Below are 15,862 nucleotides of genomic sequence, written 5' to 3'. Positions count from 1 at the left end.
CCATGAACGCACCGTACGACGCAGTGGTCGTGGGAGCCGGTTTCGCCGGGATCACGGCGGCCCGTGACCTCGTCGACCGTGGCCGCTCGGCCGTGGTTCTCGAAGCCGGGCCGAGAATCGGAGGACGCACCTACGCGCGGCCCTTCGCGGGCCGGGAGGACCTGAGGGTCGAACTCGGCGGCAGCTGGGTCAACCCTGACCTTCAGCCCGGCATCCGCCGCGAGATCCAGCGATACGGCATCGCGCTGACCGAAGACATGCCTCCCGGCGCTGCCGCGTTCCTGACGGACGGCACCCTGCGCTCCTTCCCCGTACCGGCCGCTGAACTCGCCGACCTCGAGCGGGCCGTCGGACACCTGCGGGACGCGTCGAAGCGGATCGCGCCCTCCCAGCGGATCAGCACCCAGCCGATCCGCGACCTGGACATCTCGGTGGACGAGTTCATCGCCCCGCTCGACCTCGGGCCGGCCACCCGCGACCTGCTCTACGCGACCGTCGGCTGGTACACGGGCGCTGATCCCCGTGAGGTCTCCATGCTCGGCTTCATCGCCCAGACCGCGGGATTCGGACACAGCCCGTACGGGTTCTACGGCGCGCTGACGGAACGCTTCGTGGGCGGTGTCGGCACTCTGCTGGACCGTATGGTGGACGAGTCCCGGCTGGAGATCCGCCTCGCCCACCATGTCGTACGGATCGAGCAGGGTGAGGACGGCGTGACGGTCCGCACCGGCGATGGCCGGTCCGTTCAGGCACGGTCCTGCGTCGTCGCGGCGCCCACCAATGTCCTGCGGCACATCGACTTCAACCCGGCTCTGGCCGCCGACAAACAGAAACTCCTCGCCGTGAACCACCAAGGCCGCGCCTACAAGCCGTCGATGGTGGTACGGAACACGCCGCCGCGCCCCTTCGCGCTCGGTGTGGGAACCCTGCAGGCCATCTGTCTCGGCTACGAGCTCGCCGACGGGTCCTCCGTTCTCATGGGCTTCGGCGGGGAAAGCGCCGCCAGGATCGACCCCACGAACCGGGAACAGGTCGAGGCGGCGGTGCGCGAGTACTACCCCGACGCCGAGGTGCTCGCCGTGGACGCCCACGACTGGAACGCCGACCCGCTCTTCGACGGGACGTACCGCGTCGATCGTCCGGGGCAGGCGTACGACTTCCTTCGCGCCATGAACGAGCCCGAGGACCGCGTCGTCTTCGCCGGGACCGATGTCGACGACTCGGTCTGGCGCACCTGGATCGAGGGTGCCGTCAACAGCGGCCACCGCGCGGTCGACGTGGTGAGCGTCATCCTCGGCCGGTAGATGCCCCGGACGCGGCTGTGGCCCGGCCTGTCGAGGCCGGGCCACAGGGAGCCGGTGATGGCAGGGCCGGTCAGGTCCGGCGCTGGAACATCACGAACCACTGACCGTCGTGGCAGACCTCGTGGTGCTGGTTCTTCACCTGGACGTCGAAGGTCACGATCCCGCGGTCCTGCTTGGACTTCGACGGCCGCAGCTCGGAGACCCGCTGCTCCACGCGGATGGTGTCACCGATCCGCACGGGGCCCTTGAGGTTCCACGTCATGCCGAGGAAGGCGATCGCGGTGCCTTCCTTGATACCGAGCCGGGACTCGAGTCCGGTCGCGACCGCGAACACCCCGGGGCCGTGGAAGATGCGGCCGCCGAACTGGGTCCGCTTGGCGAACTCCTCGTCCGTGTGCAGGGGGTTGAAGTCGCCGGAGATGCCGGCGAAGGCCACCAGGTCGGCGTCGGTGATGGTGCGGGCCGGCGTGACCCACGACTGGCCGACGGTGAACTCGTCGAAGTAGAGGCCGCGCTCGACGGGCGCCTGAACGGCGGCTGCCTGGCTCACCAGGGGCTCCTATCGTTCGGAGAGGATGGGACCTCTAGATTCTGGGCGCGACGGCTTTTGCGGGGGACCGTGGAAATCCCCAAATTCACCGGACCGAATCGTCGCTTCACCAAAGCGTTTGAACGGATGCCTTCACCGTTCGGGGCCGAAAGCCACCCCGATGTCGCCGCGTCCGTCACTCCCGAAGCCGGTGACACCTCGAGCAGCACCGACTTCGCCGACCGGGAGCTCGTCGTTCGATCGGGAGGCCCGGCGCTTGAGGGCACCGGGCTCTCTGGTCAGGTCGATGGCGGTGAGGGCCAGGAAGACCGAGGAGACCGCGGCAGGCTGCTTGAGGTTGATCGTCAGGAGTTCCTCGACCTTGGTCAGGCGGTACCGCAGCGAGTTGTGGTGGATGCTGAGGGCCTCGGCGGCCACGTTGACGTTCTGGTCGTGCTCGAAGTAGGAGCGCAGGCCGGCGAGCAGGTTGTCCCGGTCCGCGAGCGGCTTGAGGAAGTCCTCGGCCCACGCCACCATCCGCTCCAGGCCGACATCGGCGAAGAGCCGCGTGGCGAAGTCGAAGTCCTCGTACACCATGAGCCGCTGCTCCTGTGCGACGCGCCGGAGCGTGCGCACGGCGAGCTGGGCGTCGTTGTACGAGTCGACGACCGCGCCGACAGTCGTGACGGTCCGTCCGATCCCTGTCTGTAGTGGGGGCAGTTCGCCCTCGTGAGCTCCCAGAAGCCGCTGAAGGGCGGCCACGCCGCACTGGACGAGGAACGTGACCCCGTTCCCGCGGGCCGTGATCAGCGAGGGATACCCGGCTGCGGAGAGTATCTGTCCCAACGAGTTCGCAAGGGAGTCGGATGCTTGTCGGCGTTGGTCGCTGCGCGGGGACCGGGCGAACATCGCGACGGCGACTCGGACTTCTGTGTCAAACGTGATCCCCAGCCCCGCGACTCGTGCGGCGAGCTCCGCGTCGTGACGTTCCCTGCGAAGTGCCAGTGCCTGTTCGAGCACCGCAGCGCGTACCGCCCGTTCCTGCTGCCGAACGAGGACGCCCATGCGTTGGTTGGCCTCGACGAGACTGGCCGCCACATGCACGGCGGACGTGGCGTAGACATCCGGGAAGTCGGGACGTCGACTCGCGACGACCAGCCAACCGGTGTGCTCGTCCGGGGAGGAGGGGTCCGTGACACGGGCCGCGAGACCACGCCAGCCATCGATGTCCAGCGTCTGTGTGTCGGCCTTCGTCGACGAGATCTCGTCGAACAGGAGCGTGCGCGGCAGCGGACCGGTCGCGTGCACGATGTCACCGTGCCGGTCGATGAGCGCGGTCGTCGCGTTGCTGACCCGTTTGAGACGGATGAGCAGGGCCGGGATCGGTGCAGGATCGGAGAGCGCGAGGCTCAGCGATCGCTGGAGCGCCCCGAGGCGTCGCGAGACGGCTTCCTCCACGCTCTGACTGGATCGCGCGACGGACGCGACCACCTCGCCGGCGTCGGCGCCGACCACGCCCACGACGTTGTCCGCCACCCTCGTGGCGTCGATGTCCTCGGCTCCGTTCGGTGCGCCGCAGAGCAGAACGACGCGGGAACCCTTCGCCTCCAGGACCGGGAAGACCGCCTCGATGCCCGCCCGCAACCCGGTACAGACCACGATCACGGAGGTGTCGGCGGGCACTGGATCGCCCGGCACCCAGACGGTCGCACCACAGACGGGACGGGTCAGGTCCACCGAGCCGCCGGCCATCAGACGCACGCTCGAACCGAGCTCGGTCAGGACCGTGCCCAGCTCGACGGAGTGATGCGAGACGGGCATGGCGACCTTTTCGCTGGGCGGCAACGCGGACCGCGGCGATCCAACGGGAAATTACTCGCAGACTAGTTCAATGAATTGACGACGTACTTGGTGGTTCTCCAACGATTGTGGCTCTCCATGGGAAAACGTCCAATTGGACGATGGATGCCGACCTTCTAGATTGCGGGTTCATCCGCACAGAACGAAGGAGAGCGTCGCGTCATGACGAAGGCCGACACGAACGAAGCCCCGTACTGGCATTCCGCGGTCAGCGAGGTCACGCCCGACACCGTCTTCGTCCGGGGTTACAAGCTGGACGACCTCATCGGCCTCTCCTTCACCTCGTCCACGTACCTGCTGGTCAAGGGCCGACTCCCCACCCCGCAGGAGGCGCGGGTCCTCGACGCCGTCCTGACCGGCGTCCTCGATTACGGCCTGGAGAAGGCGGGGACGGCCGCGGCCCGCTACGTCGTGTCGGCGAACCCGAACATGCAGGCCGGCCTGGCCACCGCGGTCCTGGCCGCCGGTGAGTACGGTCTGGCGACGGAGAACAGCGCGCGGTTCATCGCCGACACCTACGCGGCCTACGAGGCGGCGGGCAAGCCGGGGATCGACACGTTCGCCGAAAAGGTGGTGGCCGACGCCCGCGCCGCACGGCTGAGGATCCCCGGGTTCGGACACCCGGTCTTCAAGCGAACCGACCCCCGTGCCCGGATACTGCGGCAGATCGCGGTCGACGCCGGTCTGTGGGGCGAGCCGGCGCAACTGTACGAGGCGGTGCACCGGGCCTTCATCAGGCTCCCCGGCCGCGAGGAGTTCCCGATCAACGACGTCGGCATGCTCGCCGCGATCACCATCGCACTCGGTTTCACCCCGCAGGAGTCGACCGCACTGACCGTCCTCGGAACGCTGCCCGGGGTGGTCGCCCACATCTCCGAGGAGTACGCCTCCGGTACGGTCGGACGGGTGATTCCGGCTGAGGACGTCTCCTACGTCGTCCCTCGTCGCGACCTCGCCGCCGACCTCAAGGCGGCAGGATGGACAGCGACGCAGTGACGCTTCGACCCTTACAGAAGGGACCCGGTCCATCGTGAGCCCGGACGTTCTTGCAACCTCAGACATCGTGGTGGTCGGTGCGGGACTCGCCGGTCTGTGCACGGCCTTCGAGCTACGCCGACGGGGCTTCGACGTCGCTGTCGTCGAACAGCGTTTCCCTGCGTTCGGTGCCTCGGGCCGCAATCCCGGCTGCCTCTGGGTCCAGACCCGTCGCAGCGGTGTCGAACTCGCGATCGCCCGCGCGGCCAAGGCGAAGTACGCCGAGTACGTCGAGGAACTCGGAGACGTCTTCGAGTACCGCAAGCTCGGTGGTCTGTTCTTCTTCGAGACCGAGGAGCAGGGCCGGATCCTCGAGGACTATGTCCGGGACCGGCGCGCCGCCGGCGTCGAGATCGAGCTGGTGTCGGCGAGCCGGGCGACCAAGCATGCTCCGCTGCTGCCCGCGACCGCGATCGGAGCAGTCCACTGCGCCGAGGACGCGCAGATCGACACCCAGCAGTTCATCGGCGCCCTGAGCGCGGCGGTCGTCCGGTCGGGTGTGCGTCTCTACGAGAACACCGCCGTCCTTTCCGTCATCCGGCAGGGCAACCACGTCGACGGTGTCCGAACGGTCCGCGGCGACATCCGGGCCTCCGGCGTCGTGTGGGCGACCGGTGCCTGGACGCTCAACCTCACGGCGGAAGGCATCACGCTGCCCGTCACCACGGCCCGTATGGGACAGGTGGTCACCCAGCCCGTCGACCAGCGGCCGAGCGCGATCCTCCACGGCCCTCGTGGGGTCGTGCACTGCGGCGCTCTCACCGATCTGCCCCAGTACGAGCCGAGCGTCTTCGCGCATCCCCACGCCCGGCCCGCGCAGGGGCCCGACCGCCTGGACTACGACGACTCCCTGGCGCAGAACCGCAGTGGTGCCCTGGTGATCGGCGCCGGTATCGATGCCTACGGGTCGCTCAACCCGCACATCAGCGTCGCCTCGACCGAGGCCATGATCTCGACCACGCTGGAGCGCTACCCCGGCCATGCCCACCTCGGCGTCACCGGGCTCTGGGCCGGCCTGATGAGCGACACCCCCGATCACCTGCCGATCGTCGACCGGCTCGACGCCGCCCACGTGAACGCGGGCCACAGCTGGGGAGTGGCCAGCGCGCCTGTCTCCGGGCAGGTCCTCGCCGAGCTGATCGCCGGCGAGCAGAGCGAGTTCGCCACCGCGCTGAAGGCCGACCGTCCCTCGCTCGCGGCCGCCCACTAGGTCGCCCCACCGCCGGCGGGACATCCTCCCGCGCATCGGTATTTCTCCGAACACCGCCTCGCGGCGCGGGACAACCACCAATTCAGCCGTGGGTGGCCCGCGCTTACCGTGTCGGAACACGGCGAGCCCCGTCCCGGACGGTGCGGCCGGCGTTCCGCGACCAACCATGGAGAGGTCATGCCAGGAGACGTAGGGACACGCGGCGACTACCTTGTCGAACTGCGTCATGTCGCCGCCGCGCGGCCGACGGCCACGGCAGTGATCGACGAAGGCCGTCACACCACCTACCGCGAGTTCGTCGAGGAGATCGACCGGCGCGCCGACCGCCTGGCCGAAGCCGGGCTGCGGCACGGTGACCGGGTCGCGCTCGTCGCCGAGAACTCGTCGGAATTCCTCGTCTCGGCTCTCGCCGTATGGACCGCGGGCGGGGTCCTGGCCACGATCTACCCCTCGACCGGGCGCGAGGATCTCCGCTACACGCTGCACAACGCCGACCCCGCACTCGTGCTGGTCGACCGCGCCACGTCCGGCACGGTGCGCGCCGCTGCGGAGGAGCTCCCCGTTGCCGTCATGGACGGGGCGGACTTCTCGCCGCCTCCCGTGCGCGCGGGGACGATGCCGAACCCGCCGGACCTGCGCGAGCCGGTGTCCCTCATCTGTTACTCGTCGGGTACGACCAGCCGCCCCAAGGCGATCATGCTGTCGCAGACCGCCCTGTACAACGGCGCCCGCACCTACGCCGACGTCTGGCGTCTGACGTCGGCCGACCGGACCATCGTGTGTCTGCCGATGGCCTGGCTCTACGGCCTGGACAGCACATCCATGGCGACCCTGCTGGTCGGCGGAACGGTCATCGCGCTGCGTCGGGCCCGCCCCGAGCTTCTGGTCGAGGCCATCGAGAGCGATCGCGCCACCTTCCTCCCCGGTGTGACGACCGTCTTCACCAAGCTCGTGGATCACCTCGAACGGTCTTCCGGCCGACCGGACCTCTCCTCGCTGCGGCTCGCGGTCTCCGGCGGCGAGCCGCGCAACGAGGCCGCCTTCCAGCGATTCGCAGAGCTCGCGGGCCGCCCCGTGCACGACACGTTCTGCGCCTCGGAGTGCTTCCCGCTCATCACCTATGACCCCGTCGTCGACCCGTACCCGGTGCCGGGGTCCGCGGGCCGACTCGTTCCGCGCTCGGAACTGCGGATCGTCGATCCCGACGGGAAGGACGTGCCGGCAGGTGAGGTCGGCGAGGCATTCTCGCGCGGCCCCGGCCTGATGCTCGGCTACTGGCGTGACGCGGATGAGTCCGCCAAGGCGCTCACGCCGGACGGCTGGTACCGGACGCGGGACCTGGTCCGCATGGACGAGGACGGGTTCGTCTACGTCGTGGGCCGCCTCTCCGACATGATCATCCGGGGCGGGAGCAATGTTTCCCCGGCGGAGGTCGAGCGTGCTCTTCGCGAGCAACCCGGCGTCCGCGATGCCACCGTGGTCGGGCTCCCCGATCCGGTCTACGGGCAGGCCGTCGCCGCGGCCGTCGTGGTCGAGGAGGGGACGAGCTTCGATCCCGACCGCATCCGCCGTGACCTGAGCGAGCAGCTGGCCGCGTACAAGGTGCCGACGCGGCTGGTCCGCGTCGACCGTCTGCCGAACAACGCCACCACCGGCAAGGTCGACCGCCATGCGGTGGCGGCCCTCGTGTCGGAGCAAGGGAACGCAGCCTGATGAACCCCCTCAAGATCGCCGTTACCCAGTTCGCGCTGAGGGCCGAGCCCACCCTGGACTCCTTCCTCGCCCACGTGGAGTCGATGGTCTCCGAGGCGGCCGCATCCGGAGCCGATGTCGTGGTGCTCCCCGAACTGGCGAGCACCGGCCTCCTGGCGAGCTTCGACGACCACATCGTCACGACCGACACGGTCGCCGACGACTACCGGCACGGCCTGACCGGCTACACCGAGGGCATCGTGGACGGACTCGTCCGCATGGCGCGGGAGCACGAGATCGTCGTGATCGGCGGCAGCCACAACCGCACGGCGGATGACGGATCACTGCGGAACACCGCATACATCGTGTTCCCCGACGGCCGTGTGGAGCAGCAGGACAAGATCCACCTCACCCCACCGGAACACGCGATGGGAACCCAGGGTGGGGACGACCTGCTGGTGACGACCGTCGGCCCGTTCACGGTGGGACTGCTGATCTGCGCCGACATCCAGTTCCCCGAACTCTCCCGTTCACTGGTGGAGCGCGGAGTCGAGCTGATCTTCTGCCCCTCGCTCACCTGGAACCGCCGCGGCGTCCACCGGGTGCGGGTCGGCTGCCAGGCCCGTGCGATGGAAAGCCAGGCGTACGTCGTCATGTCGCCGCTCATCGGTCACAGCGGCCTGCCTGCCGACGGCCCGATGCACACGGTCGGCCGTGCCCTTGCGACAGGCCCCGTGGACAGGACGTTCGGCCGGAACGACGGCATCCTCGCCGAGGCCACCAGTGACAAGGAGGAGATCGTCTACGTCGACCTGGACCGGGACCTGCTGCTCGCCTCGCGCGACAACCCGGAGGTTCCCGGGCTCAAGTTGCGCCGCCTCGACCTCTACCCGAAGCTCCTCGCCGGCCGCGAGAGCTGAGCCGGACCGAGGGGCGTGACGATGACGGACTACCAGCACCGCGTCCGCTACCACGAGGCCGACGCCCAGGGCTTCCTCTTCAACGCCCGCTATCTCGAACTCGCCGATGTGGCGATGACCGAGTTCTTCCGCGCACTCGGCTGGCCCTACGCGGAGCTCGTCGCCGCCGGGGCCGATCCCTCGGTGGTATCGGCAACGCTCACGTTCAGCAAGCCGGCGCGCTTCGACGACCTGCTGGACGTCACCGCCCGGTGCACCCGCGTCGGCACGTCCAGTTTCGGCCTCGGCGTGCACGTGGCCCGCGGCCCGGACACCATCGCCGAGATCCAGCTGGTCTACGTCAACGTCGACGCGGCGACGGCCACGTCACGACCGCTCCCCGATGACCTCGCCGAGGCGCTGCGGGCCACGATCGCCGCACAGTAGATCGTCGTCGCGCCGTCTTGCACGTCTGTTGGATTCACAACTGGCCTCGCCGGACCTTGTGCGGTTCACAGTTCCCGGGCCGGCGGCACGAGACAAAACTGGCCGCCACGAAGCGGCCCCGCCCCGGGTCGAAGCCCCGCCTCACCGTTCCAAGGAGGTCGACGTCCGAATGCCCACCGACCCACTCGCAGGTCCGCTCTTCGAGCACTGGCGTGCCGCCCCCGAAGGCAGCAACGTCTCCGTCGCCCACAACCCCGCGACCGGCGAGCCCCTCGGCGCCTACCGCAACGCGACGCCCGATGAGGTTGCCGCCGCCGTCGAGAAGGCCACTGCGGCCTTCGGCACATGGGGTCGTACGACACCGGCCGAGCGGGCCGCGCTGCTGCTCACCCTCGCGGACCGTCTTGAGGCCGCCGGCGAGGACTTCGCCCGGGCGGAGAGCGTCAACGTGGGCAAGCCGCTGATCCTGGCCCGCGAGGAGATCGCGTACGACGCCGACGTCCTTCGCTTCATGGCGGGTGCCGCCCGCGTCTCGCATGCCGCGGCGGCAGGCGAGTACGTGGGCGGGAGCACGTCCATGACCCGGCGCGGCCCGCTCGGCGTGGTCGGACTGATCACCCCGTGGAACTACCCGCTCATGGAGGCGATGTGGAAGCTCGCCCCGGCACTCGCGGCGGGCAACACGGTCGTTCTCAAGCCCTCCGAACTGACACCCCTGTCGACGATCCTCTTCGCCCAGCTGGCCCAGGAGGTGCTCCCCGACGGGGTCCTCAACCTCGTACTCGGTGACGGCACCGCCGGGGCGGCCCTGGTGGAGCACGCCGCCGTGCGGCTGGTGTCCCTGACCGGGGACGTCTCCACCGGCAAGAAGGTCGCCGCCGCGGCCGCCGCCACGCTCAAGCGCGTCCACCTGGAACTCGGTGGCAAGGCTCCGGCGCTGGTGTTCGCCGACGCGCCGCTGGACGCCGTGGCCGCCGAGCTGGCCGGGACCGGTTTCCTCAACGCGGGCCAGGACTGCACCGCCCCCTGCCGTGTCATCGTCGAGGACGGCGCGTACGACGCCTTTGTCGAGGCCTACTGCAAGGCCGTGGCCGACCTGCGGTGCGGCGATCCCGAGGATGCGTCCTCCCACTTCGGCCCCGTCATCTCACAGCGGCAGCTCGAACGGGTGGAGGGCTTTGTCGAGCGTGCCCTTGCCGCAGGCGCCGCGGTCCGGTCCGGCGGTGGGCGCATCGATCGTCCGGGCTGGTTCCACGAGGCCACGGTGATCACCGGTGTCCGGCAGGACGACGAGATCGTCCAGCGCGAGGTCTTCGGCCCGGTGGTCACGATCCAGCGTGCCGGCTCGGACGACGAGATGCTGGAGATGGCGAACGGTGTCGACTACGGCCTGGCCGCCAGCGTCTGGACGACCGACGTGGACCGCAGTCTTCGGTTCACGCGGGATCTCACGTTCGGGACCGTCTGGCTCAACCAGCACCTCGTCCTGGCCAACGAGATGCCCTTCGGCGGATTCGGGCAGTCCGGTTACGGAAAGGAACTCTCGGCCCACGCCATCGACGAATACTCGCAGGTCAAGCACGTCATGCTGAAGGCCGCGGGCTGATGCACCGCCTCGTCCAGCATCCCTGGACCAGCTGCCCGGCAGCGGTCGTGTCCAGCCTCCACAGAAAGGGACGCCGATGAGCGCCGATCGCTACGACATCCTCTTCGAGCCGGTCGTGATCGGCCCCAAGACGGCCCCCAACCGCTTCTGGCAGACGCCTCACGCCAGCGGTTACGGCAGCGAGTATCCCGACATGCACGCGGCCTACCGCGGCATGAAGGCCCAGGGCGGTTGGGGTGTGGTGTTCACCGAGGCGACCTCGGTGGCCCCCGAGACCGACAAGAGCCCCTATGTCCTGGGCCGTCTGTGGGACGAGGGGGACGTGCGCAACTCCCGCCGGATCGTCGAGCGGATTCACGAGGGGGGCGCCCTCGCCGGGGTCGAGCTCGAGTACCACGCCTCGATGTCGGTCGCGTCCGAAGGCCGCCTGGTCGCTCACGCCGTCGACCCGGTCGCCGGAGAGGGCACGCTCCCGATCGCCTACGCCGGCACGGCCGCCGCGATCCACGAGCGGGACATCGCCCGTATCCAGGACCTCCATGTGCAGGCGGCACTGCGTGCCGTGGACGCCGGCTTCGACCTGATCACCCTGCACCTCGGTCACGCCGCGTCGCTGATCTCGCACTTTCTGATCCCGTACTACAACACCCGCACCGACGCCTACGGCGGGTCGTTCGAGAACCGCGCCCGCTTCGCCAGGGAGGTGCTGACGAAGGTGCGTGCCGCCGTCGGCGACCGTGCCGCGGTCGGCCTGCGGTTCGGAGTCGACACCCTGGACGCACCTCTCGGGCTCGGCGACCGCGGTATGCGACACGACGGTGAGGCCCCTCGGGTGCTTCGGTACCTCGACGACGTCGTGGACTACTGGGACCTGATCATCGGCGGGGCCGACTGGGGCCAGGACGCCCAGTCCTCCCGTACCGCGCGGGAGAACCACGAGGCGCCGTTCACCGGCCGGATGAAGCAGTACACCACCAAGCCCGTCGTCAACGTCGGCCGCCTCAACAGCCCCGACACCATGGTGAAGGTCATCAAGTCGGGGCAGGCCGACTTCATCGGGGCCGCTCGCGCCGGTATCTCCGACCCCTTCCTGCCGGCCAAGATCCGCGACGGCGGTATCGAGGACATCCGGGAGTGCATCGGCTGCAACCTCTGCGTCTCGCGCGCGAACACGGCGAACGGACGCATCGTCTGTACGCAGAACCCGACCATCGGGGAGGAGTTCCGCCGCGGCTGGCACCCGGAGTCCTTCGAGACGGCCGCGAACCGCGACCGGGCCGTCCTGGTCGTGGGAGCCGGTCCCGCCGGCCTCGAATGCGCCATGGTCCTCGGCAAGCGGGGCTTCGACATGGTGCATCTCGTCGACGCCGCCGGGGAGGTCGGCGGCAGCCTGAACTGGATCACCAAGCTGCCGGGCCGCCAGGAATGGCGGCACGTCGTGGAGTACCGCGAGCACCAGCTCTCCAAGCTGAAGAACGTCACCACGATCCTCAACACCCGCCTGGGCGCCGACGACATCCTCGACTACGGCGCCGAGATCGTGGTCGTCGCCACGGGATCGCACTATGCCGCCGACGCCGTCTCGCCCTACGACCGTCGCCCGCTGTCCCTCGGTGACTCCTACCGAGGGAACGTGCTCACGCCCGAGGAAGTGATGTCGGGGGAGGCCACGATCGGTCACCGCGTCCTCGTCTGGGACACCGACGGCTACTTCGTCGGCCCTGGGATCGCCGAACACCTTGCGGCACACGGACACGAGGTCGCCGCGGCAACACCGGCCCCGGCCTTCGGCTCCTACCTCCACCACACGATGGAGGACGCCCGTATGACGCAGGACCTGCGCGCGCTCGGTGTACGTATCTTCCCCAGCGGCAGCCTGGGTCGAGCGGGCGCTGACACCATCGCGGTCGAGACCCTGGCCGGCCCGGTCGAGGTCGGCGTCGACACGGTGGTCGTCGTGGGTCAGCGCGTCGCCCACTCCGATCTCTATCGGGAGCTCCAGGACCGTCACTCCGAGTGGAGCGGTGCCGGTCTGACGAGCCTGTACCGCATCGGAGACTCGCTGCGCCCCAGCTTCATCGCCGACGCCGTCTTCTCCGGCCACCGGCTGGCGCGGGAGATCGACAGCCCGAACCCTGCCGAGCCGCAGCCCTACATCAGGGAACGGCGGCTGCTGAACGCCACCGAGACGGACTTCACCCGCACCGGAGCCGCTCAGCCACGAACCGCCTGATCACCTGTCCGCACCCCTGCCTCACACCCCATCCGAGGAGCAGACATGCCCACCCCTCCGAAGGCGACCGTCCTGCCCTTCGACGAGAGCAGGGCCAAGCCGTTCGGCCCGGCAGTCATCGAGCATCGCACCGCGCAGGCCGAATTCGGCGAGCTCGGCACTTACTTCATGACCTTCCCCGACGGCGGGTACACGGACCGCTGGACTCTGCGGTACGAGGAGTCGATCTACGTCATCAGCGGCGAGGCGGCACTGCTCGTTGCCGGGGACGAGGGCGAGTTCCCGGTGCGGGCCGGCACCGGCGAGCTGATCGCACTCCCTGAGGGCGCCGTTGTCCGCTACGGCGGAGAACCGGGCACCCGCCTGCTGCTGTCGATCGCGCCCGTCAACTGGGCGGCGTCCGGCTCCGCACAGGCCGAGTCGGGCGAAGTGCCGCGCGTGCTCTTCTTGACCCCGTTCCATTTCGAGAAGCCCGAGAACGACGACAAGTTCGATGCCGTACTCACCTCATTGCTGGCCGGGCGTGTGGAGCACACGGTCTCCGCTCAGCACGTGGAGCGCTTCGAGTCCGAGGACGTCGACTACGACACGGCCCAGTCCGAGGCCATCCTCACGGCGGTCGAGCAGGCCAACGCCGACCACTACGACGCGATCGTCATCGCCTGCCACTACGATCCCGCACTCGCCGAAGCACGTGAGGCCTCACGGATCCCGGTGGTCGGACCGCTGCAACTGACCACCGGCGTCACCACGCAGTTCGGCCCGAAGTTCGCCGTCATCACCGACATCCCCGAGGCCGTCGAGGTCATCGGCGGCCTGATCGACGGCTACGGACGCGGGGCCGACTGCGTGGGCGTGACCGCCATCGGCTGGGACGGTGACGCCATCCTGGAGGATCCGCGCGGCGCGGCGGAGGCAGTGGACCGCATCGTGGCCGATCTGGCCGCGGCGGGCGAGGCGCAGTCCGTCGTCATCGCCTGCACCATCGTCTCCTCCGCCTACGAGAGGTACCGGCAGCAGTTCCCGGACCGCGGAGTCGTGGTGCTCAACAGCAATCTCGTCGCCCTGAAGGGTGCGGCCGCCCTGGCTGCCAACTGACCAAAGGATCTCGCTTCCATGAACATTGTCGTCCTGGTGAAGTACGTGCCCGACGCCACCGGCGACCGCCGGTTCGAGCCGGACAGCACAGTGGACCGAGACAGCGTCGATGGTCTGCTTTCCGAACTCGACGAGTACGCCGTGGAGCAGGCGCTCCGAATCAAGGAGAACCGCGCCGACGAGGAGATCGAGGTCACGGCCCTGACCGTCGGTCCCGACGACGCGGAGGACGCCCTCCGCAAGGCTCTGCAGATGGGCGTGGACAAAGCCGTCCACGTCTGCGACGACGCCATCGCCGGCTCCGACGCGATCGCCACCTCACTGGTGCTCGCCGAGGCGGTGAAGAAGGCCGGTGGCGGTGCCGTGCCGGAGCTGGTCGTGACCGGGATGGCCTCGACCGACGGCGGCATGGGCATCGTCCCGGCAATGCTCGCCGAACGCCTGGGCGTCCCTCAGGTCACCCTCGCATCGGCGGTGGAGACCCAGGGCGACCGGGTCCGCATCCGTCGCGACGGGGACGCCGCGACGGAGTCGGTCGGCGCCACCATGCCCCTGGTGCTGTCGGTGACCGACCAGTCGGGCGAGGCTCGCTACCCGTCGTTCAAGAGCATCATGTCGGCGAAGAAGAAGCCCCTGGAGACCTGGGACCTGGCCGATCTCGGCGTCGACTCCTCCCTGGTCGGCCTGGACGCGTCCCGCACCACCGTCGAGACCATCACGGCCCGCCCGCCGCGCACCGCAGGCGAGATCGTCAAGGACGAGGACGGCTCGGGCGTCATGGCGCTTGCCGACTTCCTCGCCATCAAGAAGTTCATCTGAGACAAGAAGTTCATCTGAGAAGGGACGAGCGATGTCTGAGGTTCTGGTCCTCGTCGACCACCTGGCGGGCACGGTCAAGAAGCCGACGTACGAGCTGCTCACGATCGCCAGACGGCTCGGCGAGCCGTCGGCGGTCTTCATCGGCAGCGCCGAGGCAGGGCAGGCGGTCGCCGACGCGGTCAAGCCCTACGGCGCCGAGAAGGTCTACGTCATCGACGACTCCGAGATCAGGGACCATCTCGTGGCGCCCAAGGCGGAGGCGCTGGAGCAGCTCGCCGCCGACAGGGACCTGGCCGCGATCCTGCTGCCCTCCTCGGCCGAGAACAAGGAAGTGGCCGGTCGCCTGGCCATCAAGATCGGCTCGGGTCTGATCACGGACGCCGTCGACGTCGAGGCCGACGGCACCACCACGCAGTCGGTCTTCGCCGGCGGCCACACCGTCACGGCCCAGGTCACCACCGGCACTCCGGTCATCACGGTCAAGCCCAACTCGGCCGCGCCGGAGGAGTCGGCCGGTGCAGGTACCGTCACGCCGTTCGCGGTGACGATCTCCGACGCCGCCAAGGCCGCCCGGATCGAGGACACCCAGCCGCGCGCGGCCACCGGCCGCCCTGAGCTCACCGAGGCGGCGATCGTCGTCTCCGGTGGTCGTGGCACCGGAGGCGACTTCGGCCCGGTCGAGAAACTCGCCGACGCTCTTGGCGCGGCCGTCGGTGCCTCGCGTGCCGCTGTCGACTCGGGCTGGATGCCGCACACCGTTCAGGTCGGGCAGACCGGCAAGACCGTCTCCCCGCAGCTCTATGTCGCAGGCGGCATCTCCGGAGCCATCCAGCACCGGGCCGGCATGCAGACGTCGAAGACCGTCGTGGCTGTCAACAAGGACGAGGAAGCACCGATCTTCGACCTCGTCGACTTCGGTGTCGTCGGCGACCTGCACACGGTCCTGCCCGCCCTGACCGCGGAGATCCACAAGCGCAGGCAATGAGCCGGCCACACTCGAGCGACCCGCGACGACGCCCCAGGCAGCTGCCGGGGGGGTTTTTGGGGTTTTGGGCAGGAAAAAGATGTGTATATGAAACAGTTGTATAAAAATAAAAAATAAGTAAAAGTATTTTTAAAGTTTTTTTTTT

General features: G+C 69.0%; 13 protein-coding genes. 11 read left to right on the top strand and 2 right to left on the bottom strand.

What is annotated here, in order from left to right; all coding sequences use genetic code 11:
* Positions 1 to 2 precede the first annotated feature (2 nt).
* A complete protein-coding gene (locus tag AB0I18_RS40845; protein ID WP_363110816.1) occupies positions 3 to 1,304 on the top strand; it encodes an NAD(P)/FAD-dependent oxidoreductase in 1,302 nt (433 codons plus the stop codon).
* 70 nt (positions 1,305 to 1,374) lie between these two features.
* On the opposite strand, the gene AB0I18_RS40840 is transcribed toward AB0I18_RS40845, so the two are convergent.
* Together AB0I18_RS40840 and AB0I18_RS40835 are read right to left on the bottom strand one after the other, a co-directional pair.
* Complete coding sequence (locus AB0I18_RS40840) at positions 1,375 to 1,854, bottom strand: MaoC/PaaZ C-terminal domain-containing protein (protein ID WP_363110815.1); 480 nt, start codon at positions 1,852 to 1,854, stop codon at positions 1,375 to 1,377.
* A gap of 132 nt (positions 1,855 to 1,986) precedes the next feature.
* Complete coding sequence (locus AB0I18_RS40835; protein WP_363110814.1) at positions 1,987 to 3,654, bottom strand: helix-turn-helix domain-containing protein; 1,668 nt, start codon at positions 3,652 to 3,654, stop codon at positions 1,987 to 1,989.
* Between the two features lie 201 nt (positions 3,655 to 3,855).
* Between AB0I18_RS40835 and AB0I18_RS40830 the strand changes: the two genes are divergently transcribed.
* From AB0I18_RS40830 to AB0I18_RS40785, 10 genes are all read left to right on the top strand, one after another.
* On the top strand, positions 3,856 to 4,689 hold the full coding sequence (locus tag AB0I18_RS40830) for a citryl-CoA lyase (protein ID WP_363110813.1): 834 nt from the start codon (positions 3,856 to 3,858) through the stop codon (positions 4,687 to 4,689).
* Between the two features lie 67 nt (positions 4,690 to 4,756).
* The gene (locus AB0I18_RS40825) at positions 4,757 to 5,938 is read left to right on the top strand and encodes an FAD-dependent oxidoreductase (protein WP_363110812.1); all 1,182 of its coding nucleotides are present in this window, start codon (positions 4,757 to 4,759) and stop codon (positions 5,936 to 5,938) included.
* A 177-nt stretch (positions 5,939 to 6,115) separates the two neighbouring features.
* Positions 6,116 to 7,651, top strand: coding sequence for a class I adenylate-forming enzyme family protein (locus tag AB0I18_RS40820; protein ID WP_363110811.1), 1,536 nt, complete (start codon positions 6,116 to 6,118; stop codon positions 7,649 to 7,651).
* Positions 7,651 to 8,550, top strand: coding sequence for a nitrilase-related carbon-nitrogen hydrolase (locus tag AB0I18_RS40815; protein WP_363110810.1), 900 nt, complete (start codon positions 7,651 to 7,653; stop codon positions 8,548 to 8,550). The genes AB0I18_RS40820 and AB0I18_RS40815 overlap by 1 nt, the downstream gene beginning before the upstream one ends.
* A gap of 21 nt (positions 8,551 to 8,571) precedes the next feature.
* A complete protein-coding gene (locus AB0I18_RS40810; protein WP_363110809.1) occupies positions 8,572 to 8,976 on the top strand; it encodes a thioesterase family protein in 405 nt (134 codons plus the stop codon).
* Positions 8,977 to 9,145: 169 nt separating this feature from the next.
* Positions 9,146 to 10,582, top strand: coding sequence for an aminobutyraldehyde dehydrogenase (locus AB0I18_RS40805; protein WP_363110808.1), 1,437 nt, complete (start codon positions 9,146 to 9,148; stop codon positions 10,580 to 10,582).
* 76 nt (positions 10,583 to 10,658) lie between these two features.
* The gene (locus AB0I18_RS40800; RefSeq protein WP_363110806.1) at positions 10,659 to 12,815 is read left to right on the top strand and encodes an NAD(P)-binding protein; all 2,157 of its coding nucleotides are present in this window, start codon (positions 10,659 to 10,661) and stop codon (positions 12,813 to 12,815) included.
* A gap of 45 nt (positions 12,816 to 12,860) precedes the next feature.
* Positions 12,861 to 13,913, top strand: coding sequence for an aspartate/glutamate racemase family protein (locus tag AB0I18_RS40795; RefSeq protein ID WP_363110805.1), 1,053 nt, complete (start codon positions 12,861 to 12,863; stop codon positions 13,911 to 13,913).
* Positions 13,914 to 13,931: 18 nt separating this feature from the next.
* Positions 13,932 to 14,732: an electron transfer flavoprotein subunit beta/FixA family protein gene (locus AB0I18_RS40790; protein ID WP_363110804.1), complete on the top strand. Its 801-nt coding sequence runs from the start codon at positions 13,932 to 13,934 to the stop codon at positions 14,730 to 14,732.
* Positions 14,733 to 14,763: 31 nt separating this feature from the next.
* Positions 14,764 to 15,717 (top strand): electron transfer flavoprotein subunit alpha/FixB family protein, encoded by a 954-nt coding sequence (locus AB0I18_RS40785; protein WP_363110803.1) that lies wholly within the window; start codon positions 14,764 to 14,766, stop codon positions 15,715 to 15,717.
* Positions 15,718 to 15,862 lie beyond the last annotated feature (145 nt).

Origin of the sequence: Streptomyces sp. NPDC050704, assembly GCF_040654355.1 — a bacterium.
GTDB lineage: Bacteria > Actinomycetota > Actinomycetes > Streptomycetales > Streptomycetaceae > Streptomyces.
Note: the sequence above shows the minus strand (reverse complement) of the source record. Positions and strands in the feature narration are given on the sequence as shown.

Excerpts from the sequence above, each read along its gene's own strand:
- AB0I18_RS40795 (WP_363110805.1), top strand. The coding sequence starts at position 12,861 with ATGCCCACCCCTCCGAAGGCGACCGTCCTGCCCTTCGACGAGAGCAGG.
- AB0I18_RS40835 (WP_363110814.1), bottom strand. The coding sequence starts at position 3,654 with ATGCCCGTCTCGCATCACTCCGTCGAGCTGGGCACGGTCCTGACCGAG.
- AB0I18_RS40805 (WP_363110808.1), top strand. The coding sequence starts at position 9,146 with ATGCCCACCGACCCACTCGCAGGTCCGCTCTTCGAGCACTGGCGTGCC.
- AB0I18_RS40810 (WP_363110809.1), top strand. The coding sequence starts at position 8,572 with ATGACGGACTACCAGCACCGCGTCCGCTACCACGAGGCCGACGCCCAG.
- AB0I18_RS40785 (WP_363110803.1), top strand. The coding sequence starts at position 14,764 with ATGTCTGAGGTTCTGGTCCTCGTCGACCACCTGGCGGGCACGGTCAAG.
- AB0I18_RS40820 (WP_363110811.1), top strand. The coding sequence starts at position 6,116 with ATGCCAGGAGACGTAGGGACACGCGGCGACTACCTTGTCGAACTGCGT.
- AB0I18_RS40815 (WP_363110810.1), top strand. The coding sequence starts at position 7,651 with ATGAACCCCCTCAAGATCGCCGTTACCCAGTTCGCGCTGAGGGCCGAG.
- AB0I18_RS40800 (WP_363110806.1), top strand. The coding sequence starts at position 10,659 with ATGAGCGCCGATCGCTACGACATCCTCTTCGAGCCGGTCGTGATCGGC.
- AB0I18_RS40790 (WP_363110804.1), top strand. The coding sequence starts at position 13,932 with ATGAACATTGTCGTCCTGGTGAAGTACGTGCCCGACGCCACCGGCGAC.
- AB0I18_RS40845 (WP_363110816.1), top strand. The coding sequence starts at position 3 with ATGAACGCACCGTACGACGCAGTGGTCGTGGGAGCCGGTTTCGCCGGG.
- AB0I18_RS40830 (WP_363110813.1), top strand. The coding sequence starts at position 3,856 with ATGACGAAGGCCGACACGAACGAAGCCCCGTACTGGCATTCCGCGGTC.